This window comes from Bradyrhizobium sp. GW821-FHT12B03 (genome assembly GCF_058807535.1).
This window is the reverse complement of the sequence record NZ_JBXAQU010000008.1, coordinates 269367-295279: the sequence shown is the minus strand read 5'-3', so window position 1 is coordinate 295279 and position 25913 is coordinate 269367. Positions and strand designations below refer to the sequence as shown.

Below are 25913 nucleotides of genomic sequence, written 5' to 3'. Positions count from 1 at the left end.
ATTATCTTTGGAGATGCATAGGAAAACGCGATGAGGTTCTCTCTCCGCGCCCTTCGGTACATGGTCGAAACGGCCGACGCTGGGAGTGTGACCGAGGCGGCCAAACGCCTGAACGTCTCGCAGCCCTCGATCTCGGCTGCGCTAAGCCAAATCGAGGCCGAACTCGGCATTCAGGTCTTCGTGCGCCATCTGGCGAAAGGCGTCACGCTGTCCCCGGCCGGCCAGCGTCTCGTCAACGATGCACGATTGTTGCTCAATCATGCCCGCGATTTCGCACAAAGCGCCCAATCCCTCGGCAACACCCTCCATGGCGAGATCGTGGTTGGCAGCTTCCTGACCCTGGCCACGCGCTTCATGCCCGGCCTGCTCTCCGGCTTTCGCCAACGGCAGCCCGGCATCTCGGTCAAGCTGGAGGAAGGCAACCAACAGGAAATCATCGACGCCCTGATGTCGGGGCGGACCGAGCTTGCCCTCTCCTATTCGTTCGCCATGCCCGACGACATCACGGGCGACAAGCTATGCGAACTGCCGCCCTACATCCTGCTGTCGGCCGACCATCCGCAGGCGAGGCGCCCTGCAATTAGCCTTGGGGAACTGCGCGACGAGCCGTTCATCCTGCTCGACCTGCCGCATTCACGCGACTACTTCTTCGGCCTGTTTGCCGCCGCCGGAATCGAGCCGCGCGTCGCCTTCCGGAGTCGGTCATTCGAAATGATCCGAGGGCTGATCGGTCATGGACAAGGTTATTCGATCCACAATGCGGTGCCGCGCACAACCGTTGGCTACGACGGCAGCCGCATCGCCGTGGTGCCGATCATCGAGCCTTTGCCGCCAACCCACGTCACGGTGCTGCGGCTGAAGCGGCACACGCCGCGGCCGGCGGTGCAGAGCTTCGCCGACTACACGCGCGATGCCTTCGCGATCGGCGGCCTGTTCGGGCCGGGATCAATAGCCCCGCCCGGGGTCGACGCGACCTAGCAGCGGCTCGCCGGTCCGGGAACGACGGACATTCTCGCCGATCTGCCGTGCGGCGGACGCCGGCAGCGCGATCGATGCCAGATGCGGTGTGATCAGCACATTGTCCATGGTCCAGAGCGGGCTTTCCGACGGCAACGGTTCGGTTGCGAACACGTCCAGCGTCGCCTCGGCGATATGGCCGGTTCGCAGCGCCTCGATCAGCGCCGCTTCGTCGACAATACTGCCGCGCGACACGTTGACGAAGGCAGCCCCCGACCTCATCTGCGCCAGCCTGGCTGCATCCAGCAGCCCGCTGGTCGCTGCGGTCTGCGGCAGCATGCAGACGACGATATCGCTGCTCCCCAGCACAGCTTCCAGCGCATCAGGGCCGGCCGATGTCTCGATGCCGTCGACCGCTTTCGGCGAGTTCGACCAGCCGCGCACCCGAAAGCCCTGCCGCGCACATTCCCTCGCGGCGGCCAGGCCGAGCTCGCCCAGACCGAGCACGCCGACATTGATCGTCTCGGGATCGCGCGGATGGATGTAGTGCCAGCGCTGCTGGCGCTGCGCCCGTTCGAACGCCGGAATGCTGCGCGCATGACGCAGCACCGCGAACAGCACGTAGCCTGCCATCATGCGCGCCATCTTCGGATCCGACAGGCGGGTGATCGGCACATCCGGCAGATCGGAGCGCCCGACCAGCGCATCGACGCCGGCGCCGAGATTGACGACGAGACCGAGATTGGGAAAGCGCGCGAAGAAGCCATGCGGCGGCTTCCAGACCAGCGCGTGCCGGACCCGGCCGACCTCCACGATATCATCGGCCTGGCGCAATTCGACGTCCTCGGCCGCAAGCGCTGCGCGCCATGCGTTGAAATCATCATGGACGCTGTAGAACGCCATCAACTCTGATGTCATTGAGCTGTTCGCTCCGCGATCAACCGCGAGACGGCGGTCAAGGCCAGCTCGTAGCCGAGCGCACCAAGACCGGCGATAACACCCGTCGCCGCACGCGACACATAGGAATGGTGCCGGAACGGCTCGCGCTTCCAGATATTGCTCATATGCGCCTCGATGATCGGCCCCTCGAATGCGAGCAGCGCATCGAGAATCGCAATCGAGGTGTAGGTGAGTCCGGCAGCGTTGATGACGACGCCCGCAGCCTTCTCCCGCGCCTCCTGGATCCAGTCGACGAGGACGCCTTCATGGTTCGACTGACGGAAATCGAGGGTCAGCCCAAGCGTGGCGGCATGATCCTCGCAGCGCTTCTTGATCGAGACGAAGCTCTCGCGGCCATAGGTTCCGCTGCGATCCAGGCCGTAGAGATTGGCGTTCGGACCATTGAGGAAATAGATCGTCGGTTTCGTCATGGATGCGTTCACACCTCTGCCCAATACAGTCCGCTCTCGCCTCGGCCGGTGTCGATGCACGACGCATACCAGTCGGGACTCGCACGGACGCACGAACAGTAGCCAGCAGTGCGATCTGGACGAAAATCGAAAAAACCTATGGGGATCGACGGATTTCGATATGGGCTGCCGGACCTCAAGACTGCGGCGACGTCAGCCCCTCAGTCCGGCGTGCCCTTTTCGGGCCGGCTCTCTTCGCCCTCCACCAGTCCGCGGAAGGTGCGGCGTTCCATGACGGGCGCGACCATACCCGGGATGTAGGCGTCGGAGACGAAACGGCGGCAATGCTGCTCGAACATGTCGACCAGTCGGGATTTCCGTCCCTGCGCCAGGGTCAGCACGCCGATGACCATCGGCCTGTGGTCGCCGGACAACCGAACCCGGGACACACGCCGTCCGTCCAGCGCAATCTCGCAGCGCGGCCGGACGTTCGCCAGCGTATAGCCGTAGCCATTGGCGACCATGGTCCGGATCACGTCCTGATGCGTGGAACGCGACACGATGTTCGGCTCGAGACCTTCCTTGATGAACATGCTGAGGAAGTATTCTCGGCTGATCGGCAGATCCAGCAGGATCAGCGGTTCACGCGCAAGCTCCTGGAGGCTCACGGCGGAGTGGCGCGCCAAAGGACCGGCTTCGCTGACCACCACATGCGGCGGCAGGCTCGCCAGCGGAAGGAACTCGAACTCGTCGGGGATCAGGAGGTCATAGGTGATGGCAACATCGAGCTCCGCGCGCAGCAGGCGCTCCAGCAATTGCTCATGGTCGGCGACCGTCTGGATGATGCGCGATTCCGGATAGGTGGACGTGAACGAGTGCGACAGCTCCGGCATCACCATCGGCGCCAGCGTGACCAGGCTCCCCAGAGACAATTGGCCACGGACGCGCTCTCCCACCTCGGAAGCCACCGAATAGACCTGCTCGGCCTGCTCGATCAGCCGCTTCGCCTCCACCAGAAGAACGCGTCCCGCCGATGTCAGCGACAGTCCTTGCGCGTGCCGGCGCACGAACAGCTGGGTTCCGAGCTCCTCCTCCAGATGCGCGATCGCCGTCGAGATCGAAGGCTGCGAGATGTTCACGCGCTCCGACGCCAGCGTGATGCTCCCGGTCTCCGCTGTAGCGATGAAATACTCGATCTGGCGTAGCGTATATCTCATCAGCTTCTGCTCGGCCCCTGCATCCGATTACACGAAGCCGACTATAGCATGGGTACGCGACAGGTCAGGTCCTGTCGTCGCCGGCGACACCGAAACCGGGCGCGACCGAGGGATTTTTCGCCCGGTCGATGTAGGCGTCGACCTGAGGCTGGTAGACCGACCAGAGCTTCTGAAGTGCCTCGATCGGGCCATCGCTCCAATCGACCCGGAGGTCCACGATCGGCCAGGATACGTCGCGCACCACGCAGAGGCCCGCCGAATGAACCGGACCGGCTTCTCCCCCCTGGGCCATTCCGCCCTCCAGCGCCGACAACAGCCGCTCGACGAACGGCTTGCCGGCGCTGCCCTGATAGGCCGACACCATGGCCACCGGCACCTGCGCATTGGCGAGCATGTTGCCCGCCGCGATCGCGCCCTCGCCCTCATGCGTGGCGTGAATGCCGAGCGTGTTGCTTCCGGAATACGACGTCGTGCGTCCCCGTGCGTCGACGACCACGAGCTGCCGGTAGGCGATGAACGGCGTCGATGCGACCAGCGCGTCGCAGACCTCGGTTGCGCTCAGACCGCGCGCCAGCAGATCGAGACCGATCTGCCCAAGCACGGGGTCCGTGATGTTCTGGCTCGCGACCGCGCCGACCTTGGCACGCAGATGGACACAGCGCGCCGCGACCGCCGGAGACGAGGACGAGATCACCATTCCGAACATTCCAGTGTCCGGGCAACGCGCCGTCAGGGAGAAGGTCATGCAGCCCTCATCGACCGTCGGGGATGACTGCCGTCACGTCGACCTCGACCAGCCATTCCGGCCGCGCCAGCGCCGACACCACGATTCCGGTCGAGACCGGGAACACCCCCTTGAGGTGCTCTCCGATCGTGCGATAAACCGCTTCGCGATAGCGCGGGTCGGTGATGTAGATCGTGATCTTGCAGATGTCGCCGAGCTCTGCACCCGCCTCGGCCAGCAACGTCCTGACGTTCTTCATCGCCTGCTCGGTCTGGCCGGCGGCATCGCCGATCGCGACATTGACGGCGGTGTCGAGATCCTGGCCGACCTGCCCACGCACGAACACCATGCTGCCCTTGGCGACCACGACCTGGCATAAATCATTGTCCAGTTTCTGCTCAGGGTATGTTTCCTTGGTGTTGAACTTGCGAATACGCTTGTGGGTCATCGACTGGTCCTGATGTCATGAAGAAAGCAATGGTTACGCCTGTGAAGCAGCGATCGGATGCGCACGGCCGTAGACGCGATCGGCGTAGATCAAGGCCGCGCCTGAGCCCACCGTCACAGCGCCGACCGCGCCGATGAAGATGTGATGAGTCCCGACGCGTTCGGACGACACGACGCGGCAGTCGAACGCCACCACGGACTCGGCGAGGCGCGGCGCACCGGTCTCGGTCGGAAGCCAGCTCCCATGCGCAAACTTGTCGTCGCCGCCGAACTTGCTGCGGCCACCGAAATGATCGGCGATATCGGCCTGGTCGTCGCGCAGGATATTGATGCAGAACACGCCATTGTCGACGATGGCCGTCGCCGTCTTGCTTTGATGATGGATACAGACCAGAACCGTCGGTGTGCTGCCGTCGGCAGAGACCGACGACATCGCCGAGACCGTGACGCCGGCGCGTCCCGCCGGACCATCCGTCGTCACGACGTTGACGCAAAATGCGGCCCGGCTCATGCCGTCGAGGAACTGCGTCCGAATGTCCATTTCCGTCTGTTGCACGCTTATGGCTGACACGTCATATCCTCCCCGCTATTCGGCTGCATCGCGGATCTGTCCGAACCATTGGTTGACGGCGCGATCACCGGTCCGGGCGCCCTTCTCGTTCATGACCTTCTCCGACAGTCCCGCCGATCTGCGGACGAAATCGAGCGGGCCGTCCCAATCGAAATTTCGGTAGACCGCGGCAAGGTGCGCAAATGGCGCCGATTGCGCAAACAGCTGGAACGTCAACCGATGACCCGCATAGTCGGAATTGAGCAGGTCACGGGCAAAGGATAACAGCCGGCGCCGGTCATCGGCGACCCAATTCTCGTTGACGGTGTAGAACTTCTCCAGCCACGGGCCGGTCTCGGCATCCTCGAACGCGGCCTTGTCCGGCGTCACGCAGATCTGACCTCCGCACAATTCGCGCGCGACGTGCATCATCTCGTGAAGCTGCGAGCAGGCCAGCACACGCCCGGTGTAGAGCAGCGACTGGTTTGGCATCATCAGGCCGCCGGGGCTGCGCTCGGGCAGCGCGATCGCCGCCGTCAGATGCGCATTGATCCCTTCGCGATAGATCGCGAGCTTCGAGAGCTTCTCCTGCACCGCTTGCTGCCTCTCGAGCCCGGTCTGGCGAACGTTGAACAGCGCCGCGCCGATCAGCATGTCGGCGAGCTTCAGATTTCGCTGCACGAACGCAAACGCCGAGTAGCGATGCAGCGTGGCTCGAATATAGGCCGCCGCCTTGGTGTGCCGATAGAACAGGACGTTGTCCCACGGGATCACGACGTCGTCGAAGATCACCAGCGTATCGACCTCGTCGAACCGGTTCGACAGCGGATAGTCTTCGGCCGGCGCGCGGCCCGCAAAGCCGGTGCGGCAGATGAATTTGAGGCCCGGCGAGTTGAGATCGCAGATAAACCCGACCGCATAATCCGAATAAGCGGCATCGCCCCAATTGGCGATGGTCGGCTTGGTGAAGGCCTGGTTGGCGTAGGCCGCTGCCGTCTCGTATTTGGCGCCCCGCACCACGATGCCGGCATCGGTCTCCTTGACGACATGCAGCAGCATGTCGGGATCCTGGTCCTGCGGAGCCTTCGAGCGGTCACCCTTCGGATCGGTGTTTGCCGAGACATGGAACGGATCCGAATGCAGAACCTTGAAGATGTGGTTGCGAATGTTCTTGGAGAATTGCGGATCGACGTCGTTGAGCACGTCCTGCCCGTCGAACAGCGACCACATTTCGCCGACCGTCTCGTCGCCGACGCGCGTGATGACACCGCCGACATCCTCGAGGACCGTGTCGGTCGCGCGGCGCTTGTCCCACCAGTCCTGCTGACTGAGCGGCAATTTGTTGTTGATCGCGTGAACCTCCCCGTCCTCGCGATAGGTCATCAGATGCCGCGTCTCCGGGGCATGCTGGAGGTCGTATATCCGGGCCCTGAGATCGACCAGCGGCTTGAACGCCGGATGGATGGTGACATCCTTGATCTTCTCGCCGTTCATATAGACTGCGCGGCTATCGCGAATGGAGGCTTTATACTCTTCGCCCGTTCGTATCATGTCCGCTCCCGTCTCGATCTCGTTCGCACTATCCCGGGCACCGCACCGCAACCGCAGTCAATGCGCGTAGGACGGATCCTCGGCATCCAGGAGGCGCTTCATCTCCTCGAAATGCGCAATCGAGAAATCCGTGATCTGTTCCCAATCCTGCGCGGTGCTTTCGGCGACTGCGTCGGGCAGAATCTTCAACGGCTGTCCCGTCGCATAGGCCTGGACCAGGATCTGGCAGGCGCGCTCCAGCGTATAGATGTCGTCAAAGGCTTCGCCGACCGTGTTGGCGATCACGAGCACGCCGTGATTTCCCATCATCAGCCGCGACTTGTTACCGAGCAGCGCGGCAAGGCGCGCGCCCTCCTGCTCGCTGTCAGCCATGCCTCCATAGCGGTCGTCGATGGCAAGGCGATTGAAGTAGCGCGCGGTATTCTGATCGATCGGCTTGATCTGGGGATCAACGAGCGATGCGATCGTGGTCGCGAAAGGCGGGTGGAGATGCATCACGACCCGCGCCTGGGGCAGCTGCCTGTGCATCTGGCCATGGATGGCCCAGGCCGTCGGATCGACGTCCGGCCGTCCCTTGACGCCTTGCGCATCATCAAGGTCGAATAGAACGAGATCACTGGCCTTGACGCGCGAAAAGTGCCGCCACTTTGGATTCATCAGGAACCGGCGCCCGTCGGCGGAGATCGCAGCGCTGAAATGGTTGGCGACGGCCTCGTGCATGCCAAGCCTGGCGATGCTGCGGAAGGCGGCCGCAAGATCGACTCGAAGCTGCTGCTCTTCCGGCGAGGCGGCGAAATTCGTCATCTATTGCTCCTCCGAGCGGCGAGGTCAGACAAGCGAGACTTATGGATTCCATTGCTGAGGTAAAATAAGAAAATCGTCGCCGCTGATTACCTGAAAGCTATAGCGGTCGATCGCCAACGTCGAAGGCGAAAAGATCAATGGTTGATCACTGTTCGCCCAATAATTCCGCAACCAGATCGATTAGGCGTCGTCTAAGCAAAGGACCCGGTTTTCGTAATTTACACCTTGCGGATCCGGAAGGCTTACTTTGTCCGAGTTGACCTGACAGGATCTGTAATGGACGCGATCCGCGCCGCTCCACCTCTTCGAAACCGCCGCCGCAGCGACGTGTTTCGTATGTTGTGGCGATCGTCGCGCGACGCACAGGAGACGGCCGCCGGGCTCGCCGTTCCGGATCACAGCTCGGCATCGATGCCGACCGGCCCGGCGGTATCGACGGTCAAGTTGCACGTTCGTGGCATCTCGAAGGCTTACGGCGACGCAACCGTGCTCGGCCCGGTCGAGTTGAAGGTGGTTGCCGGCGAGCTCCTCGCGGTACTCGGTCCATCGGGGTCCGGCAAGACGACGCTCCTCCAGATCATCTGCGGTCTGGTCGAACCATCGGGCGGCCAGCTGATCATCGACGGCCGTGACGAGACCGACAATTCCGCGGACAAGCGTGACATCGGCGTGGTGTTTCAGAACTACGCGCTGTTTCCTCACCTCACGGTCCGCGAGAATGTCGCGTTCCCGCTGCAGATGCGGCGAATGCCGGCGGGTGAAATCAAGAACCGGGCCGAGGCGACGCTCGCGATGGTCGGGCTGTCGGACTTCGCCAACCGTTTTCCCCGCGAGCTGTCCGGCGGCCAGCAGCAGCGCGTCGCGCTCGCACGTTGCTTCGTCTATCGGCCGTCGCTGATCCTGATGGATGAATCCCTGTCCGCGCTCGACAAGAAGCTCAGGGAAGACATGCGGATCGAGATCAAGCGGCTGCACCGCGAAACCGGCGCAACCATCATCTTCGTGACGCACGATCAGGAAGAGGCCCTCGCGCTGGCCGACCGCATTTGTCTGATGAACGAAGGCCGGATCGAGCAACTCGGCGCGCCTGAGGATATCTACGAACGGCCGGCCAACGTCTTCGTCGCCGATTTCATCGGCGCATCCAATCTGATCCATGGCAGCATTGCCGCCAACGGATGCCTTGAGACGCGCGACGGCGTCCTTCCGCTCCCGGACGGCTGCGATATGCAGCTCGGCCGACCGGCTGCGCTGGTGGTGCGCCCGGAAAAGCTCGTTCTTTGCAACGGCGACGAGGCGCTGCTGAGCGGCCGTGTTCAGGAAAGCATCTATGCGGGCTCGGAGACGCGGCTTCTGGTCCGGCTCGCCAGCGGCACGCTGATCACCGCGCGTCGTGCAGCCGGCCTGCCACCGGTCGAAATCGGTGAAAGCGTCTTTATCCGTTGGGACCGCAACCAGGCCCGGGTCCTCGAAAGCAGTCCATCAATGTCGGGCGCGTAACACCGCGCCATCACATCGTGTCCTTCCCGACCAGTGCATCACGGAGAGAACAGCAATGTCCGCCACCACGCCCATCTCACGACGAAAGCTTCTGAAAACGGCGGGCGTGGCCGCCACCGGCATCGCGCTGCCGGCTGTCTGGCCCGGACGGGCCGGTGCAGCCGAGCAGATCACCGTCGCCGACGTCGGCGGCGCCCCCGGCGCCGCGCTGCGCACCGCCTTCTATGATCCGTTCGAGAAGGCCACCGGCATCCGCGTCGAAGGTGTTGCCCACGAATCCGACCCGGTCACGCAGTTCAAGGTCATTGTCGACACGAACAGCAAGCTCTGGGACGTCTGCATGGTCACCCCCGACGACGTGCTGCGCCTGACCCAGGAGAAGAACTATCTCGAGCCGCTCGAGATCACCAAGGGTCCGGACGACGAGCTGATTTCTGGCGCGCTGATGCCGAACTGGTTCGGCTTCTCGGCCTATGGCATCGTGATGGCCTACCGCACGGATGTTTACAAGAAGGAGGCCCCGACCGGCTGGGCCGACTTCTGGAACACGACCAAGTTTCCGGGACGCCGCGGCCTGAATCGCAATCCCAAGGGCGTGCTGGAATCGGCGCTGCTCGCCGATGGCGTGGCGCCGAAGGATCTCTACCCCCTCGACCTCGATCGCGCCTTCAAGATGATGGACAAGATCCGCTCCGAAGTCGCGGTGTGGTGGACCGCCGGCGCCCAGAACACCCAGATCCTGCAGAACGGCGAAGTCGACATGGCCGACACGTGGTCGGCACGCGCCTATGCCGCGATTGATTCCGGCGCTCCGGTCAACATCGTCTGGAAGGGCCTCTACTCGATCGATGGCTGGTCGATTCCGCGGGGCACGACGAAGCTGAAGCAGGCCCGCGAGTTCGTGAAATTCTCCATGCAGCCCGAGCGCCAGGCCGCCTATTCGAGCATCGTCGCCAATGGTCCGAGCAACCTCAAGGCTTACAAGTTCATCACGCCCGAACGTGCCAAGGTGCTTCCGACGCTGCCTGAAAATCTCGCCGGCCTCACCGTGCGCGACTATGCCTATTGGGGCAAGAACTACGCAGAGGTCTCGGAGCGCTTCCAGGAATGGCTCCTGATGGGCGGCAAGAAGTAACCCCTGCGACGCGGGGAAAACATCGAGGGACGGTCATGAGCAAGAAGAAGCAGATGGTGATCGGCGCGTTGGTGCACGCCAACGGATCACACGCAGCATCCTGGTTGATGGACGAGGCGCGTCCGCACGCCTCGACCGACATCGACTATTACCGCGAGATGGCGCAGCTCGCCGAACGCGGCAAGTTCGACTTCTTCTTCATCGCGGACACACCGGCGGCGCGCACCGAAAATCTGAGAGCCTGGAGCCGGTCGCCGGTGTTCATGAACGTGCTGGAGCCGATCACGCTGCTTTCGGCCATTGCGGGGGCGACGACCCGTATCGGCCTCGGAGCCACCGCATCGACCAGCTTCTACGAACCCTATAATGTTGCGCGACTGTTCTCCTCGCTGGATCACATCTCGCATGGCCGTGCCGCCTGGAACGTGGTGACCTCCGCCAACGACTACGCGGCGCGCAATTTCGGTCTCGAACGGCTGCCCCCGCACGCCGACCGCTACATCAAGGCGAAGGAGTTCCTCGAGATCGTCGAAGCGCTCTGGGACACCTGGGAAGACGGCGCCTTCGTCTACGACAAGGAGACCTGCCAGAGCTTCCTGCCCGAGAAGCAGCATCTGGTCGACCACAAGGGCAAATACTTCACCGTGCATGGCGCGCTCAACATCGAGCGTTCGCCGCAGGGCCGCCCGGTCATCATCCAGGCCGGCGCATCCGACACGGGTCGGGATTTCGCGGCCGAACATGCCGAAGTGGTGTTCGGTTCGAGCGGCAATCTCGACGCCGCCAAGGCCTTCTACAGCGATCTCAAGGCCCGGATGGTCAAGTTTGGCCGTCGGCCTGATGACCTGAAGATCGCCTCGGGCATTTCGGTCGTGATCGGCGAGACCGAGCAGGAGGCGCGCGACAAGCTCGATCGCTGGCAGGACCTGGTCCATCCCGACGTCGGCGTTTTGCGCCTCGCGCAGGACCTCGAAACCGACCTGTCGGATCTGCCGCTCGACGAGCCGGTGCCGGTCAGCCGGATTCCTGCGACGTCCAACCTCCACAAGGCCTATTTCGACGAGATCGCCGGCCTGATCCGGCAAGGCCTGACGTTGCGCGAGATCGCGCGCCGATTCGATCGCGCCAAGGCGACGTTCTGCGGCACCGCGACCCAGGTCGCCGATCACATGGAAGCCTGGATCGACGCAGGCGCCTGCGACGGCTTCATGATCTCGTTCGCCGCACTGCCGAGCACGATGACCGACTTCGTCGAGAAGGTGGTGCCGGAGCTGCAGCGGCGCGAACGGTTCCGCCACGACTATGAAGGACGGACCCTCCGCGAGCACCTTGGCCTCGCGCGCCCCGAGAACCGCCACACCTCACTGGCGACGACGCCGCTTGCCAAGCGCGCATAGACCGAGATGACCACGCTGCGACGGATCGAACGAGAGCATTGAGAGATGGCCGAGACGACGTCTCTCGGAGTTGCCGAGCATCCGCGCACCAAGGCGCGCAAGCTCAAGCTCGATCCGCTGTGGCTGGCGCTGCCTGGCCTCGGTTTCCTGGCCCTGTTCCTGGTCTGGCCGACCGCGCAGATGTTGTCCGTGAGCGTGATGGACAAGGTCACGGGCGCACTGACCTTCGCGCCGTTCCTGCGCATCTGGAACGGCGGTCCCTATCTCACCGTGCTCTCGACGACATTCCAGGTCGCGTGCTGGACCACGATGTTCTGCCTGATGCTGGGTTATCCCCTCGCCTATTGGCTGTCGCAAAAGCCTCCCCGGCAGCAGCGTATCGCCGCGCTGTTCGTGCTGCTGCCGTTCTGGACCAGCGCGCTGATCAAGAATTTTTCCTGGCTGGTGCTGCTCGGGCGCAACGGGATCATGGCGAAGACCATGGCCGCGATCGGCCTGAAGGGCGGAGATCAATTGCTGTTCGGGCGCACCACCGTCATCTTCGCCATGGTGCACACGCTGCTGCCGCTGGCGGTCGTCACGATGCTGCCGGTCATGAACCAGATCGATCGCCGCCTGACGATGGCGGCATCGACGCTCGGCGCCAACGGCGCGCGCGCATTCTGGCAAGTATTCTTCCAACCCTCGGTACGCGGCGTCGCTTCGGCTGGGCTCCTGGTTCTCGTTGCCTCGTTAGGCTTCTTCATCACGCCGGCGCTCGTCGGCGGCGCCAGGGACACCATGATCGGGCAGCTCATCATCCTGCAGATCAACGAGCTGCAGAATTGGCAGCTCGGCAGCGCGCTCGCCGCGATTCTCCTGGTCTCGACCATCACGATCTGCTTCATCTATGACCGGATCTTCGACCTGTCGGCGGTGACGACGGGCAGCGGCCGAACGACAAAAGCGGACGGCCCGGTGCGCCGTGCCGGGCTTGCCATCGTCAACGCCGCCGGGCTGATTTTCGGCGCGATCGAGGAGCTCTGGAAGCGCAATATCCGCGGCCTGCGCGGGCGCGTCCTGCTCTCGGTCTATGCCTGGGTCATGATCGCCTTGCTGCTGGCACCGATCATCGCCTTTGTTCCGATGGCCTTCACCGGCTCGAACTTTCTGTCGTTTCCACCTCCCAATTGGAGTGCGCGCTGGTTCGAGCAGTTCTTTGCCTCCCCGCTCTGGCTCGGCGCCATGACCCGTTCATTCGGCATCGGGTTCGCGGCTGCGGCCATCACGCTGCTGATCGCATCGATGGCGGCCTATGGGGTCGCCAGGACGCGCAGCCGACTTGGCGGCATCGCATTCCTGCTCTGCCTCTCGCCAATGATGGTGCCATCCATCGTCATCGCGATCGCGCTGTTCTATCTGTTCGCGAGGATGGGGCTGGTGGCAAGCAACGTCGGCATCACTATCGGTCACACGATTATCGCCATGCCGGTGGTGTTCATGATCATGCTGGCGACCTTCAAGGGCTACGACTGGAAGCTTGACGCGGCGGCCTCGACGCTCGGCGCCGGACGGCTGCGCACCTTCTGGCGCATCACCTTGCCGCTCGTGGCAGGTGGCCTCGCCGTCGGCTTCGTGACCGGATTCCTGCAATCGTTCGAGGAACTGACGATCGCGCTGTTCGTCGGCGGCGGGATCAAGACGACCTTGCCGAAGCAGATGTGGGATGGAATCCTGCTCCAGGTCAGCCCCGTCATCGCCGCAGCGTCTGTCGTCGTCCTCATTGTCGTGATCGTCATGTTTGCGATCATCGAAGTGCTTCAGGCGCGCCGTTCGCGCTCTTCCGGCTCAGTCGGCGCCGGCGGTTCCTGAGGTGCTCCGCAACGCACACCGCAAAGCGCCGCAAAGATTCCCGTGTACGGCTTGCTCGCTTTGCTTGGTCGCCAGACGTAACCTACACGCCCGGTCAAATTGGACGCGGCGTCTCGGCTGGGCCAAGGTCAAGCGGCCGCTCGTTTTCCAAGGAGGTGGGCGCAACCCATCAACACGACCGTCAGCACGATGGTCAGGGTTGAGACCGCTGCGATGGTTGGCTCGATCTGATAGAGCAAATCGTCCCACATGCGGCGCGGCAGCGTGACCGCGCCGGAGCCGGATATGAACAGCGCAACGACCAGTTCATCGAACGATGTGATGAAGGCGAACAGGGCGCCAACCAGAACGCCGGGACGGATCAGTGGCAGCGTGATCTGGAAAAAAGCGCCGGTGGGTGTAGCACCGAGGCTAAGCGCCGCCTGCTCCAGGCGGGGGTCGATGCCCGCGAGGCTGGCGTTCACGCTGGTGACCACGAAGGGCACCGCAAGACAGGTATGGGCGAAGATCAGGCCGGCCGGCGTGCCGACCAAGCCGTAGCGGGCGAAGGCGTAGTAGATGCCGATGGCCACGACGATCACCGGCACGATCAACGGCGACAGGATCAGCGCAGAGGCCAGAACGCGGAGTGCTTTGGGCAGGCGGGCGATGCCAAGCGCTGCCAGCGTACCGAGTAGCGTCGCCAGCACGACCACGGAGGCTGCGACCCAGAGGCTGAGCCAGGTCGAGCGCAACCAATCGTCGCTGGCGAAATAGACGCTGTACCAGCGCAACCCGAAGGCCGGCGGTGGAAACGTCAGGTAGGTCGCCGAAGAAAACGAGACCACCATCACGACGACGATGGGCAAGGCGAGGAACATGAGGATGAGGCCTACGAGCATCGCCGGCAGCACACGGGCGACTGTCATCGTGCGCTCGTTCGGAGCGTATGGCCGACACCAGGCAGCCGATAGAAAGCCGCGATGATGGCGAGCGCCGTTGCCAGCAGCAGGACCGAAAGGGTCGCTGCATAGGCCCAGTTGAGCTGATCGACCTGTTGGGCGATCAGCATCGATAGCGTGATCTCGCGCGTGCCCCCGACCATGGCCGGCGTGATGTAGAAGCCCAGCGCCAGCACGAATACCAGCAGCACGCCGGCGGCGACGCCCGGCATGGAGAGCGGCAGCGTTATCTGCCGAAAGGTCGCCCACGGCGTTGCGCCCAGCCCGGACGCCGCGCGCGCCAGCGACGGATCGATCTGTCGGAGCGCATTGGCGATCGGCAGAACCATGTAGGGCAGCAGGATGTGAACCATCGCGATCTGGGTCGCCAGCGGCGTATTGAGGATGCGCAACGGCCGGTCGATCATGCCTGCCGCGAGCAGCGCCTCATTGATGAGGCCGTGCCGGCCCAAAAGCACCATCCAGGCGTAGCTGCGGACCAACACGCTGGTCCAGAATGGCAGCAGGACCAGGAACAGGATCACCGGCGCGTAGCGCGGCGCGCGCACCAGCGAGAGAGCGACAGGATAGCCCAGCAGGAGCGCCCCCGCAGTGACGATCAACGACGTGTAAAGCGTGTTCGAGAAGACTTTCAGGAACACCGTGTCGCCCGTCAGGGAGGCATAATGCGACAGCGTCCAGCTGGGATCGTTGACGCTGCGCATCAACATCGACAGCACCGGCAATGCGTAGAACGCGAGCATGAACAGCAGAAGCGGTGCCGCCAGCAGCAGCGGCATGACCGGCCGCCAGGACAGCCGCCAGGGCAGCCGCACGCCACTCTGCCGCGTGGCGGCCAGTCCTTCGAAACGGATTTCGACCCCCTCAGACAAGGATCGTATCCGCGACCGACCAGGCGATCTCCGTCCGCTCGCCGACCGCGCGGCGCCGGATCGCCGCACTCGACGGTTCTTTCAGCACCATCGCGGTGCCGTCGCGTGCCTGCAACATGTAGCGGCAGCGTTCGCCGGCAAACACCGCCTCGGTCACGGTGACGCTGAGACGGTTCTGCGGCGCGGTCGAAGCAAAGGCGCCGTCGGCGAAGCGGATACGCTCTGGACGCGTCGTCAGCATGACCTTCTCGCCGGTGGCGGGCCGGCCGGGACACAAAGCACGGACGATGGCCCCTTCGCACTCGGCCACCACGACATCGTCCTCGACGCCGCGCACGATGGCCGGGAGGAAATTCGACTCGCCGAGGAAGGAGGCGACGAAACGGCTGCCCGGCCGGTCATACAGATCCTCGGGCCGTCCGACCTGCGCCACCAGTCCTCCATTCATGACGGCAATACGGTCCGACATGGTGAGAGCCTCCTCCTGGTCGTGGGTGACATAGATGAAGGTGATGCCAAGATCGGCATGAAGGCGGCGCATCTCCAGCTGCAAATTCTCGCGGAGTTGCTTGTCGAGCGCGCCCAAGGGTTCGTCCATCAGAAGAAGGCGCGGCTTGAACACGATGGCGCGCGCGAGCGCGACCCGCTGTTGCTGGCCACCGGACAATTGGCGCGGGTAGCGCTCACCATGGTCGGGCAATTGCATCAGCGCCAGCGCCTCGCGGACCAGCTTTTCCCGCTCGGCCTTGCCGACGCCGCGCTGCTTCAACGGAAATCCGATATTGTCGGCAGCGGTGAGATGAGGAAACAGAGCGTAGTTCTGGAACACCATGCCGATGTTGCGGCGGTAGGGCGGCATGGCGACGACCGACTTCCCGTCGATCGCGATGTCGCCGCCGGTCGGCGTCTCGAAGCCGGCGATCATCATCAAGGTCGTCGACTTGCCGGATCCGCTCGGTCCCAGCAGCGTCAGGAACTCGCCGGAGAGAATGTCCAGCGAAACGCCGGCCACCGCGGCCACGCGATCATAGCGCCGTTCCAGGTTGCTGAGCGATACCGACGCGCCGCGGCCAGCCCCGGTCATCGTCGTCAGCTCAGCAGCCATTTGTTGAAGCGACCAACAACCGTGTCGCGATTGTCGATCCACCAATCGTAGTCATAGTTCACGAGCTGCGATTTGATGGCGGGGGCGCTGGGCAGCACGGCCAGCCGTTCCGGCGGGATGTACTCGTTCGACTTGGCGTTGACCTGACCATAGGGGATTCCGAAGGCGATGCGTGCCTGGGGGATCGCCATGGTCGAATAGGCTACGAACTTCATCGCATTCGTGGCGTTCTTGGCGCCCTTGGGGATGCCCCAGGCGTCGCGCTTCATCAGCCCCTGATTCCAGCATATTGCAGCGGGAACGTTCGCCGCCTGCAGCGCAGCCATGCGACCGTTCCAGACGGTTGTCATGGCGACCTCGCGGTCGGTCAGAAGCTGGATCGGCACGGCGCCGGTGTCCCACCATTTGACGACCGCCTTCTTGATCCCCTCGTAGCTTGCGAAAGCCTTGTCGATATCGAGCGGATAGAGCTTGTCGGCCGGCACACCGGCCGCCATCAGGGCGAATTCCATCTCGGGCCAACCGCCGGCACCGGTGCCGCCCATGGCCCGGTCGCCGGGAAATTTCTTGGTGTCCCAGAAGTCTGCCCAGCCTTTAGGCGCGTCGCCCTTGAAGGCGTCGGTCCGATAGCCCATCACCTGTGCCCACACCAGCATCTCGAGACCGTATTCGAAGCGATAGGCGGCGCCGACACCGTCGTCGACCAGGGAATAGTCGATCTTCTCGAAGTAGTCGCCTTGCTTCTGCAGATTCATGATCGAGCCGCGGCTGAGCTGGGCAATGTCCCATTCGACGTTGCCGGTCTCGACCATGGCCTTGATCTTGGTCGGGTTGGTACCGGGAAAGGCATGCACCTTGATGCCGGACAACCTCTCGAACGGCTCGAAATAAGCCTTTTGCTGGGTCTCCTGCATCGTGCCACCGAAGGTGGCGATACGAACCTCGCCGCTGCCCTTCAGGATGTCGGGGATCGTGGTCTGCTCCGGCCACGCCGCCTCGGCGTGACCAGGGCGGATGAACGGCGCCGCAAGGCCTGCGCCCAGCAGACCGATTGCCGTGCGGCGATTGAATTTGGTCGGAGAACGATGATCGCGCATGACGGCTTTCTGCCTTCCTGCTTGGGGTGATCAGTACGCCAGAAGATTGTCGCGGAAATGCTTGTGCTCGTAGGCTTTGCGCATCAGGCCGCGATCCTGCAGCGCCGGCACGAGCCCGTCCTCGATCTCGGCGAGTGTGCGGCGGTTGACGTTGGGCATCGAGAACAGGAATCCGTCGCCGCCGACGTCCTGCATCACCTCGCCCATCTGTGCGGCGACGGCGTCGGGTGTGCCGCAGAGCTCGACCGACAGGTCGACCGCATTGAAGCTCGCCATCGTCTCCCGGATCGAGCGCCCTTTCGCCATCAGGCGGTACTGCTCGAGATTCTGCTGATGGCCGTTGGTGGTCACATCGTCAGGCAGCGGCTTTTCGAGATCGAACTTGCCGAAGTCGATATTGGTCACCTTGCCGAAATGCGCGAGCCGCTCGTCGATGCGTTCCATCGCGATGGCGGCCCGCCTCTTCTTGCGCTCCTGGGCATCCTGCATGGTGTCGCCGAGGATCGGGTTGATGAGATAGAGCACCTTGCAATCGGACGGTTTGCGGCCGCATGCGATCATGTGCTTGTGGACGTCGTCGCGGTAGGAACGCATCGCCTCGATGCCCTTGACGTGGACCACGATGGTGTCGGCATGGGCGGCGGCGAATTTGCGTCCGCGCGGCGAACCGCCCGCCTGGGCGATCACGGGGCGCCCCTGCGGCGCCGGCCCCGAGTTGAGCGGGCCGCGCGTCTTGTAATACTTGCCACTGTAATTGACGGCGTGGACCTTGGTGGGATCGACCAGCACGCCGCTCTTGCGGTCGGCGATGATGGCGCCCGGCTTCCACGAATCCCACAGGCCATTGCAGACCTCCATGTATTCGTCAGCCATGTCATAGCGCAGATCGTGCTCCGGCATGCCTGGCATGCCGAAGTTCATGGCCGCGAAGTCCGAACTGCCGGTGACGGCATTCCAGCCGATGCGCCCGCCCGACACCTGGTCGAGCGTCGCCACCAGGCGGGAGAGCAAATAGGGATGATAGGCGTATGTTCCAAAAGTAGGCACGATGCCGATGCGCGATGTCACCTGCGTCATCAGCGCCGCCACCACCGACGGATCCTGACGCGGCACCGCGATGCCGTTTTTGAGATAGATGTCGGTCGAGCCACCGAAGCTCTCGCCGACGTAGGACGAATCTTCAAGCAGGATGTAGTCGAAGCAGGCGCGCTCGAGCGCACGCGCCGCGTTCAGGAACAGCTCAGGCTCCATCCAGGTCTGGCCGATATGTCCGGTCCAGGACTCGCCCCAGGCCTGCACGCTCGATCCCTGAAGGAACCATGCCAAGTGAAATGGTTTGGTGGGCATCTCGGCTCCATAACCACGATCAAGTTGCGGGATCGACCGAATGAACTAAGCAAATACTGTGCCGACCTCCTATGCGCTGTCGTCGTGGAGGCAGGTAACAGCACTCCGGTCGTGTCTGGAGACGCGGTCCGTCCCGATCGCTTCGGGTCGTTTTTGGCGCCTCGTGCGTGCTGAAAACTTAAGCTCGGGCATAACGGCTATGAAGTCCGCTCGGAATGGCGCGGTGCGCCTCACATCGAGAAGAAATTGCACGCGACACGGCGACCGAGACCGCTATCGCTTCTCCCCACACGACGCCAATCTGCGATATTTCCTTCGATCGTTCGCGTGAAACCCGGAAGGCCTGTCGAACGGCAGGTTCAAATCGCGGAAGCGCAACCACCGCGTTGTCAACGCTGCTGCGGGCCTCACGTCTAACGATGGCGGCGGCAGATTTTCGCAGCAGAGATGCCGGCAATGCGACCCAGCACTGTCGCCGTCAGCAGGCCATTGCCCGAAAGATATCCGCCGGCCCGCGACCCGGAAACCCCGGCCGCCGCGCCACCCGCGGCGAAAAGGTTGGGCAATGGCTGGGCATCCCGGTCGAGCACATGCGCCTGGCGATCGACGGCAAGACCTCCCTGGGTGTGAAAAAGCGCACCCGTCACACGAACGGCCTTGAAGGGCGGCAACAGCGGCGCGACGCCGGCAAAATTCCGCCCGAATACGTCGGCGCCGTCACTTTGCTCGAGACGTGCGACCGTTGCGAAAGTTTCCCCAAGGGCATCGGCTGGCAATTTAAGACGCACTGCCAACGCCTCGATGCTATCAGCCTCGATCACCGCCCCGCTCGCCTCGGCGCGCCTGAAATCCTCGAACTGGCGTGCGATGATTGCAATTCGCTCGTCAAAAATACTGAATGCAATCGCCTCCGGCTCGGCAATCACCGCCGCCGCCTGCTCGGAATAGCCGAGGCTTTCGTTCGAGAAGCGTCGGCCGTTTGTGTTGACCTGAAAGCCCCCTTCCATGATCGTGGCCCAGGTAATCAGAATGCCATGGGGATGCGCCACTGATCCGTGGCCCTGATAGCCAGACATATGGAGGAGTTTTGCACCCAGCGCCTCGCCCCAGAGCGCAGCATCGCCGCGATTGCCCGGATGACCGAAATAGAGCGCGCCCTGCATCTCCGGGATGTGTTGCCCAACCAGGACCGGATTGCCGCCATATCCGTTGCAGGCGAGGATCAAAGTATCGCACCCGATCGCGTCCCGTGTTCCATCCGGTCGCGTTATCTCAAGCCCATGAATGCGACGCTCGGCATCGCTAAAGAGGCCAGTGACGGTCGCTTGCACTATCAACGGCAAGCCAGCCTCCTCGACCGCTTGCCGCAGACGATCGATCAACTCGGCGCCGGATCGGCTCGGCAGACCATGCATCCGGCGCGCCGCATGGCCCGGATAGTCGAAATCATGCACCACGGAAAATGGCAGGCCATAGCGATCGGCAAGCCATTCGACCGTAGGACCAGACTGCGCTGTGACGAGATCGACGATCGCATCATCGGCCTCTCCATGTGCCTTCTTGCGGATATCACCAGCAAAGAGCTCCGGCGTATCGACGATGCCGTGCAATTTCTGAAACCGCGTTTCCGCAGCCGGTATCAGCCCGGCCGATAAAGCGGTCGAACCGCGCGGAACGGGATCACGCTCGAAAATCGCGACCTCCGCGCCGGCCTCGTGGGCAGCGAGCGCGGCGCAAAGACCCGCCGCCCCGCCCCCGACGACAAGGACGGAAATGGTTGTCTCGAAACCCTCGGACGGAACTGGCTTGATGGTCACCGCTTCGTTTCCGCCAGCATGTCGGCGATGGTTGCCACCCGGGCAACCGGCTTCAATGCCGCGATGGCGGTCTGGTGCGTGGCATCGTCGAAGGCGGCGCAGCCGTCGGACAGCACGACGGCTTCGATATCCCGCACATGCGCATCGCGCACCGTCGATGCCACGCCACCATTGGTGACGATGCCGCCGACGACCAGCCTGTCGACTGAAAACTTGCGCAGCAGCCATTCAAGCCGCGTCATGTAGAACGCCGAATAGGCGATCTTTTCGATCTGAAGGTCCGAAGGCCCGAGTTCATCAACCAGCGCATGCCCCCAACGGCCCGGCGCGAAATCGCCCTTGCACAGGAATGGCCGCAGCGCTTTCAGATGCGGCGAGATCAGCGGTTCGCCATCTTTGCCGGGTACCAGCGTGAAATGCGTCGAGATGATCCAACCACCCGCGGCGCGAAAAGCGTCAGCGAGCGGCTTCAGCTTCAAAGGCAGGGCTGCGATCGATGCGGCGCCCTGCCCGCCTCGCCCATAGGCGCCGTCGGGATGCAGGAAATCGTTCTGCAGATCGACGATCAGCAATGCCGTGCGCGTTATCGGAACCGGATCACCCTTCATGCCGATTGCCTTTCGATGATGATGTTGCCGAGCGCATCCACGCGCGCAACAAGGCCCGGTTCAACCACGGTGGTGGCGTCGCCCTGCTCCAGGATCGCCGGACCGGAAATGACCGTACCGGTCGGCAGTTCGAGCCGCGACCAGATCGAGGTTCGATGCCAGGCGCCGTCGAACCAGACATTGCGGTCCTCGAGCTTCGCCTTGTCGATCGATGCATCGGGAGACGGTGCCAGTGCGGCGAGGTCGAAATGCGGCCGCCGGCCGATGGCGGCGGTACGTAGCGTAACGATCTTGACCGGAATGCCAGGCAATTTGCGACTGAACTGCGCCTGATAGGACGCCTCGAAGGCCTGTCTGATCATCGCGGCATCGATACCGGTGGTGGTGTCGCCGAAAGCGACCGGCAGCGTCACCCCGATGGTATGGGTTTGCCCGACATAGTGCATATCGAGTTCGTAGATCACATCGATGCGGTCGACTTGGACGCCCGCCGATGCGACCACGGCATGCGCCGCCTTGCCTTCCGCGATCATCCGCTGGTCCAGCCTCCTTGCGTCGAGACCTTCCAGCATCAAATTGACGGTCTGCACCTGGTCATGCCGGAGATCGGCGATGACGCAGCCGAGCGCCGAAGTGATTCCCGGAAAGCGCGGAACCAAAGCCAGCTTCAGCCCCACCTCGCGCAGCAGCGCGCCCGCATGAAGTGCGCCGCCGCCACCGAACGGCATGATGGCGAAATTGCCGGGGTCATGACCGCGTTCGATCGACACCAGCCGGATCGCGCCGGCCATGCGCGCATTGGCGATCCGCACGATGGCTTCCGCGGCCGCCATCGCATCCAGCCCCAGCGGGTCCCCGACATGGCGAAGAATGGCCGCTTTCGCCGCCTCGACATCCAGTCGCGCGAGCTTGCCCCCGATCGGCCTCTCGGCGTTGATGCGGCCGAGCACCACATTGGCATCGGTCAGTGTCGGCCGATCATTGCCTGCCCCGTAGCTGACCGGCCCCGGCACCGAGCCGGCGCTTTCCGGACCGACCTGCAGCAATCCACCGCGATCGACATGCGCGATCGAACCACCGCCGGCACCGATCGTCGTGATCTCGATCATCGGCGTGCGGATCACCAATCCGAAATCGATCGTGGTCTGCGCCGCAAGCGAGGCCTGGCCGCCGGCGATCAGGGACACGTCGAAAGAGGTGCCGCCGAGATCGCCGGTGATGACATTCTCAAAACCGGCGGCGCGGGCAATGGCCCCGGCAGCGATCACGCCGGCGGCGGGGCCGGACAGCGCGGTGCGCACCGGGAATTTTCGTGCCATCGCCGTCGACATGACGCCGCCATTCGACTGCACGATATGAAACTGCCCTTTGAAGCCTTCACCGCTCAGAGCATCCTGCAGTCTGCCGAGATACCGGCCGACCAGCGGCTGCAGATAGGCATTGAGCGCCGTCGTGGAGGTTCGTTCGAACTCCCGGATCTCGGGCAGGATTTCGCTGGATGCGACCACATCGTCATTGGGCCAGACCGCGCGTGCGGCAACGAGCGCAGCGCGTTCATTGGCCGGATTGGCATAGGCATTGATGAAGACGATCGCGAGCGCCTCGGCTCCCGCCGCCAGCAATTTGTGGGCCTGCGCCTGAATTTGCGCGGGATCGACGGCCGTGCGAATGCTGCCGTCAGCCAATACCCGCTCGTCGACTTCAAGGCGCATGTCGCGATCGACCACGGGCACAAAATCGCCCCACAGGCCCCAGGTATGCGGCCGGTCCCGACGGCGCATTTCCAACACATCGCGGAATCCCGCGGTCGTGATCAGGCCGATGCGTGCGCCCTTACGCTCCAGCAAGGCGTTGGTACCGACCGTCGTGCCATGCACGATCGCGCCGAAGTCGCTGATCTGCCCGAGGACTTTAAGACCGAGCAGAAACCCTTCAGCCTCGTTGCCACGCTGCGAGGGCACCTTGGCGGTGCGGAATTGGGCGCGGTCCTCGTCATAGAAGAACAGATCGGTAAAAGTTCCGCCGACATCGACGCCGATGATCGAGGAGCCGCTCATGACTTCACTCCGGATGCCATGGCATCCGTGCTGACATAGCCAAGGCGAAGGTCGCGCTCGACCTTCGCCGGATCGCGACTGACAGCAGAACCGAATCCGCCGCCGCCGGGCGTTTCAAGCCGGACCCGCTGTCCCTTGGCGATCTTCACGTCGGTAATCTTCGACGCGAGCGGCGGTGACGACTTGCCGAACGGCGTGTCAAAGACGAAGCGGTTCAGGGCCGCTGCGCCGCCGCCATTGACGCCAAAGGGCGCAAATTTTCCCCGCTCGCCCAGCAGGAACACGTCGGCGCCGGTCTCACCGAGCGCTTCGATCTCGTAGATGGCGCCGAGGCCGCCGCGATGCTGGCCGATACCGGCACTGTCCGGACGCAGCGCCCATTGCGTGAACATGACTGGATAGGAAGCTTCCAGGATCTCGACGGGCGGGATCGTCGCCATCGAAATCGGATTGTTGCCGTGGTTCAATCCATCGCTGAGGGGGTTGCCGCCGAGCCCGCCGCCGAAAAACGAGAACATCACCCAGCGCGAACCGTCATTGCGATACCCAGCGAGCGACAAGGCGTTGATGGTGCCGAACGGCGCCGCCATGGCGCGGTCCGGCGCGGCGATGGCTATGGCGCCGAACACGACGCCGATGACGCGCAGGATGGTCTCGGTGTAGCCGCCGACCGGGCGCGGCGCCTTGACGCCGAGCAGGGTCGTCTCGGGAATGATGAAGGTGATCGGCTCGAGACAACCGGCATTGGCGGGCACGTCGGTAAAGACGTGCTTGAGCGCCACGTAACAGCAGGCGGCAGCGGTCGCATAGGCGATGTTGAGCGGGCCGGCGCAGGGCGGCGACGACCGGGAGAAATCCAGCACCATGGTCTCGCCGGCGAGGGTGAGATCAAGCGCGATCTTCAGCGGCTCGTCGGTGACGCCGTCATTGTCGAGAAAGTCCTCGAAACTGTAGACACCGTCGGGCAGGGCGCGGAGATTCTCGCGCATCAACGCCGAAGCCCTGCGGGTGAAGACATCAAGCGCCGCCGAAATCGTGTCCTCGCCATAGTCGTCAAGCAGGCTGGCAAGGCGGCGTTCGCCGAGCGCCAGAGCATTGAGCTGCCCGTTCAGATCGCCGAAATTCGATGTCGGCACGCGGCTGTTGGCGGCAAGGATATCGATCATGTCTTCGTTGATCACGCCGGCGCGAAACAGTTTTATCGGCGGAAACCGCACCCCCTCCTGAAAGCTTTCGGTGGCGCGAGAATTGAAGCCGCCAGGCACATTGCCTCCGATGTCCAGCCAATGGCCAACCGAGGCGATCCAGCAGAACACCCGATCGTTGCGGTAAATCGGCCTGACCAGCCGGAAGTCGTTGAGATGCGTTCCACCCTCATAGGGGTCGTTGAACAGGAATGTATCGCCGGGCTGCAGATGATCACGGCCGGAGGCGGCATCACGCGCGACCTTGTCGATCACGGCTTTGACGGCAAAAGCCATCGCGCCGACAAAGATCGGCAGGCCGGTGGTCCCTTGAACCAAGGTCGCGCCGGTCTCGGCGTGATAGAGACCATGACAGGCATCGCGGGCCTCGGCGATGATCGGATTGAAGGCCGAACGATAGAGCGTGGCGTCCATCTCGTCGGCAATCTGCTCGAGGCGACCCTTGAGCACAGCCAGGGTTACGGGGTCGATCGTTTTGGTCATCTGTGCCGCCCTCATCCGGTTTTGTCGCCGGGTCCGTTCGCCGGGAATTCGTAGCTCTGCCCAAGCTCCAGCATCTGCGGCGTGCCGATGATCGCGTTCAGTGCGTCGAAATCGAACATGTCATTGCGAAAGGCTTCGGTGGTGCCATCGCGCGCCAGCGTCTCGTAAAACGCTTTGGCCGCCTTGGCGACCGCACGAACGATGCCGCCTGGAAAGATCACCAGCGAAAAGCCCAGCGCCAGCAGCTTGTCCTTGCCGAGGATGGGTGTCTGGCCGCCCTCGACCATGTTCGCCATCAAGGGCAGCCGGTCGCCGAGTCTCTGTGAGATGGCCAGAAGCTGCGCTTCGTTGCGCGGCGCTTCGACGAACAGCACGTCCGCGCCGGCTTCCGCATACCGCCCGGCGCGTTCGACGGCCTGCTCAAAGCCTTCGACCGCCACTGCGTCGGTTCGCGCGATCACCAGGGTTTCGTTGCTGAGGCGCGCGTCGGTCGCCGCCCTGATCTTGCCGACCATCTCCGTCGTCGGAATGAGACTCTTGTCCTGCAGATGACCGCAGCGCTTTGGAAAGGTCTGGTCCTCGAGCTGGATCGCGGAGGCCCCGGCGCGCTCGAACAAGCGCATGGTGCGCTGGACGTTGAGTGCATTGCCATAGCCGGTGTCGGCGTCGACGATCAAAGGCGTGGCGACGCGATCGCGGATCAGGCTCAGCGTCTCGACCACCTCCGACATGGTCACGAGCCCGATATCGGGGCGCCCGAGCCGGGTGTAGGCGATGCTTGCGCCGGACAGATAAAGCGCACGAAACCCCGCATCGGTTGCCAGCGAAGCGGTCAAGGCATCGTAAACACCGGATGCCAGCACGATGTCCGGCCCGCGCAGCATGGTCTTGAGAGACAT

23 protein-coding genes are annotated in these 25913 nt (G+C 63.5%); 5 read left to right on the top strand and 18 right to left on the bottom strand.

What is annotated here, in order from left to right:
* Nucleotides 1-30: 30 nt before the first annotated feature.
* On the top strand, nt 31-978 hold the full coding sequence (locus AC1RUR_RS18480) for a LysR family transcriptional regulator (RefSeq protein ID WP_492846464.1): 948 nt from the start codon (nt 31-33) through the stop codon (nt 976-978).
* On the opposite strand, the gene AC1RUR_RS18475 is transcribed toward AC1RUR_RS18480, so the two are convergent.
* The 8 genes from AC1RUR_RS18475 to AC1RUR_RS18440 all read right to left on the bottom strand — a co-directional run bounded on the left by AC1RUR_RS18475 (nt 946) and on the right by AC1RUR_RS18440 (nt 7599).
* The gene (locus AC1RUR_RS18475; protein ID WP_492846462.1) at nt 946-1875 is read right to left on the bottom strand and encodes a 2-hydroxyacid dehydrogenase; all 930 of its coding nucleotides are present in this window, start codon (nt 1873-1875) and stop codon (nt 946-948) included. The genes AC1RUR_RS18480 and AC1RUR_RS18475 overlap by 33 nt on opposite strands.
* On the bottom strand, nt 1872-2327 hold the full coding sequence (locus tag AC1RUR_RS18470; protein WP_492846460.1) for a type II 3-dehydroquinate dehydratase: 456 nt from the start codon (nt 2325-2327) through the stop codon (nt 1872-1874). Before AC1RUR_RS18470 ends, AC1RUR_RS18475 begins: the two co-directional genes overlap by 4 nt.
* Nucleotides 2328-2527: 200 nt before the next feature.
* Nucleotides 2528-3523, bottom strand: a complete 996-nt coding sequence (locus AC1RUR_RS18465) for a LysR family transcriptional regulator (RefSeq protein ID WP_008139131.1) — start codon at nt 3521-3523, stop codon at nt 2528-2530.
* Between the two features lie 64 nt (nt 3524-3587).
* Entirely contained in the window at nt 3588-4268 is a 681-nt protein-coding gene (locus AC1RUR_RS18460; RefSeq protein WP_492846458.1) for a DUF1028 domain-containing protein, read from the bottom strand.
* A gap of 7 nt (nt 4269-4275) precedes the next feature.
* Nucleotides 4276-4695: a RidA family protein gene (locus AC1RUR_RS18455; protein ID WP_492823000.1), complete on the bottom strand. Its 420-nt coding sequence runs from the start codon at nt 4693-4695 to the stop codon at nt 4276-4278.
* 33 nt (nt 4696-4728) lie between these two features.
* Complete coding sequence (locus AC1RUR_RS18450) at nt 4729-5235, bottom strand: flavin reductase family protein (RefSeq protein WP_492846456.1); 507 nt, start codon at nt 5233-5235, stop codon at nt 4729-4731.
* 45 nt (nt 5236-5280) lie between these two features.
* A complete protein-coding gene (locus AC1RUR_RS18445) occupies nt 5281-6795 on the bottom strand; it encodes a 4-hydroxyphenylacetate 3-hydroxylase family protein (RefSeq protein WP_492846454.1) in 1515 nt (504 codons plus the stop codon).
* Nucleotides 6796-6852: 57 nt separating this feature from the next.
* Nucleotides 6853-7599: a class II aldolase and adducin N-terminal domain-containing protein gene (locus tag AC1RUR_RS18440; RefSeq protein WP_492846452.1), complete on the bottom strand. Its 747-nt coding sequence runs from the start codon at nt 7597-7599 to the stop codon at nt 6853-6855.
* 336 nt (nt 7600-7935) lie between these two features.
* Here AC1RUR_RS18440 and AC1RUR_RS18435 point away from each other — a divergent pair, with 336 nt between their 5' ends.
* From AC1RUR_RS18435 to AC1RUR_RS18420, 4 genes are read left to right on the top strand one after another with little or no spacing between them, the layout of a single operon-like run.
* Nucleotides 7936-9099 (top strand): ABC transporter ATP-binding protein, encoded by a 1164-nt coding sequence (locus AC1RUR_RS18435; RefSeq protein ID WP_492846450.1) that lies wholly within the window; start codon nt 7936-7938, stop codon nt 9097-9099.
* Nucleotides 9100-9154: 55 nt separating this feature from the next.
* Nucleotides 9155-10234: an ABC transporter substrate-binding protein gene (locus tag AC1RUR_RS18430; protein WP_492846448.1), complete on the top strand. Its 1080-nt coding sequence runs from the start codon at nt 9155-9157 to the stop codon at nt 10232-10234.
* Between the two features lie 35 nt (nt 10235-10269).
* Nucleotides 10270-11631, top strand: coding sequence for an LLM class flavin-dependent oxidoreductase (locus AC1RUR_RS18425; RefSeq protein WP_492846447.1), 1362 nt, complete (start codon nt 10270-10272; stop codon nt 11629-11631).
* Between the two features lie 45 nt (nt 11632-11676).
* Complete coding sequence (locus AC1RUR_RS18420; protein ID WP_492846445.1) at nt 11677-13482, top strand: ABC transporter permease subunit; 1806 nt, start codon at nt 11677-11679, stop codon at nt 13480-13482.
* Between the two features lie 128 nt (nt 13483-13610).
* Here the strand turns inward: AC1RUR_RS18420 and AC1RUR_RS18415 are convergent, their stop codons facing one another.
* From AC1RUR_RS18415 to AC1RUR_RS18370, 10 genes are all read right to left on the bottom strand, one after another.
* Nucleotides 13611-14390 carry an ABC transporter permease gene (locus AC1RUR_RS18415; protein WP_492846443.1) on the bottom strand — a complete coding sequence of 260 codons (780 nt, stop codon included), beginning with the start codon at nt 14388-14390 and terminating at the stop codon, nt 13611-13613.
* A complete protein-coding gene (locus AC1RUR_RS18410; RefSeq protein ID WP_492846441.1) occupies nt 14387-15295 on the bottom strand; it encodes an ABC transporter permease in 909 nt (302 codons plus the stop codon). The genes AC1RUR_RS18415 and AC1RUR_RS18410 overlap by 4 nt, the downstream gene beginning before the upstream one ends.
* Nucleotides 15288-16400 (bottom strand): ABC transporter ATP-binding protein, encoded by a 1113-nt coding sequence (locus AC1RUR_RS18405; RefSeq protein WP_492830458.1) that lies wholly within the window; start codon nt 16398-16400, stop codon nt 15288-15290. The genes AC1RUR_RS18410 and AC1RUR_RS18405 overlap by 8 nt, the downstream gene beginning before the upstream one ends.
* Nucleotides 16385-17497 carry an ABC transporter substrate-binding protein gene (locus AC1RUR_RS18400; RefSeq protein ID WP_492846439.1) on the bottom strand — a complete coding sequence of 371 codons (1113 nt, stop codon included), beginning with the start codon at nt 17495-17497 and terminating at the stop codon, nt 16385-16387. The genes AC1RUR_RS18405 and AC1RUR_RS18400 overlap by 16 nt, the downstream gene beginning before the upstream one ends.
* Before the next feature lie 30 nt (nt 17498-17527).
* Nucleotides 17528-18844, bottom strand: coding sequence for an NtaA/DmoA family FMN-dependent monooxygenase (locus AC1RUR_RS18395; RefSeq protein ID WP_492846437.1), 1317 nt, complete (start codon nt 18842-18844; stop codon nt 17528-17530).
* 413 nt (nt 18845-19257) lie between these two features.
* Nucleotides 19258-20661 carry an FAD-dependent oxidoreductase gene (locus tag AC1RUR_RS18390; RefSeq protein WP_492846435.1) on the bottom strand — a complete coding sequence of 468 codons (1404 nt, stop codon included), beginning with the start codon at nt 20659-20661 and terminating at the stop codon, nt 19258-19260.
* The gene (locus tag AC1RUR_RS18385) at nt 20658-21269 is read right to left on the bottom strand and encodes a cysteine hydrolase family protein (protein ID WP_492846433.1); all 612 of its coding nucleotides are present in this window, start codon (nt 21267-21269) and stop codon (nt 20658-20660) included. The genes AC1RUR_RS18390 and AC1RUR_RS18385 overlap by 4 nt, the downstream gene beginning before the upstream one ends.
* Nucleotides 21266-23326, bottom strand: coding sequence for a hydantoinase/oxoprolinase family protein (locus AC1RUR_RS18380; RefSeq protein WP_492846431.1), 2061 nt, complete (start codon nt 23324-23326; stop codon nt 21266-21268). The genes AC1RUR_RS18385 and AC1RUR_RS18380 overlap by 4 nt, the downstream gene beginning before the upstream one ends.
* Nucleotides 23323-25014, bottom strand: a complete 1692-nt coding sequence (locus AC1RUR_RS18375; protein WP_492846429.1) for a hydantoinase B/oxoprolinase family protein — start codon at nt 25012-25014, stop codon at nt 23323-23325. The genes AC1RUR_RS18380 and AC1RUR_RS18375 overlap by 4 nt, the downstream gene beginning before the upstream one ends.
* Before the next feature lie 11 nt (nt 25015-25025).
* A complete protein-coding gene (locus AC1RUR_RS18370) occupies nt 25026-25913 on the bottom strand; it encodes an isocitrate lyase/PEP mutase family protein (protein ID WP_492846492.1) in 888 nt (295 codons plus the stop codon).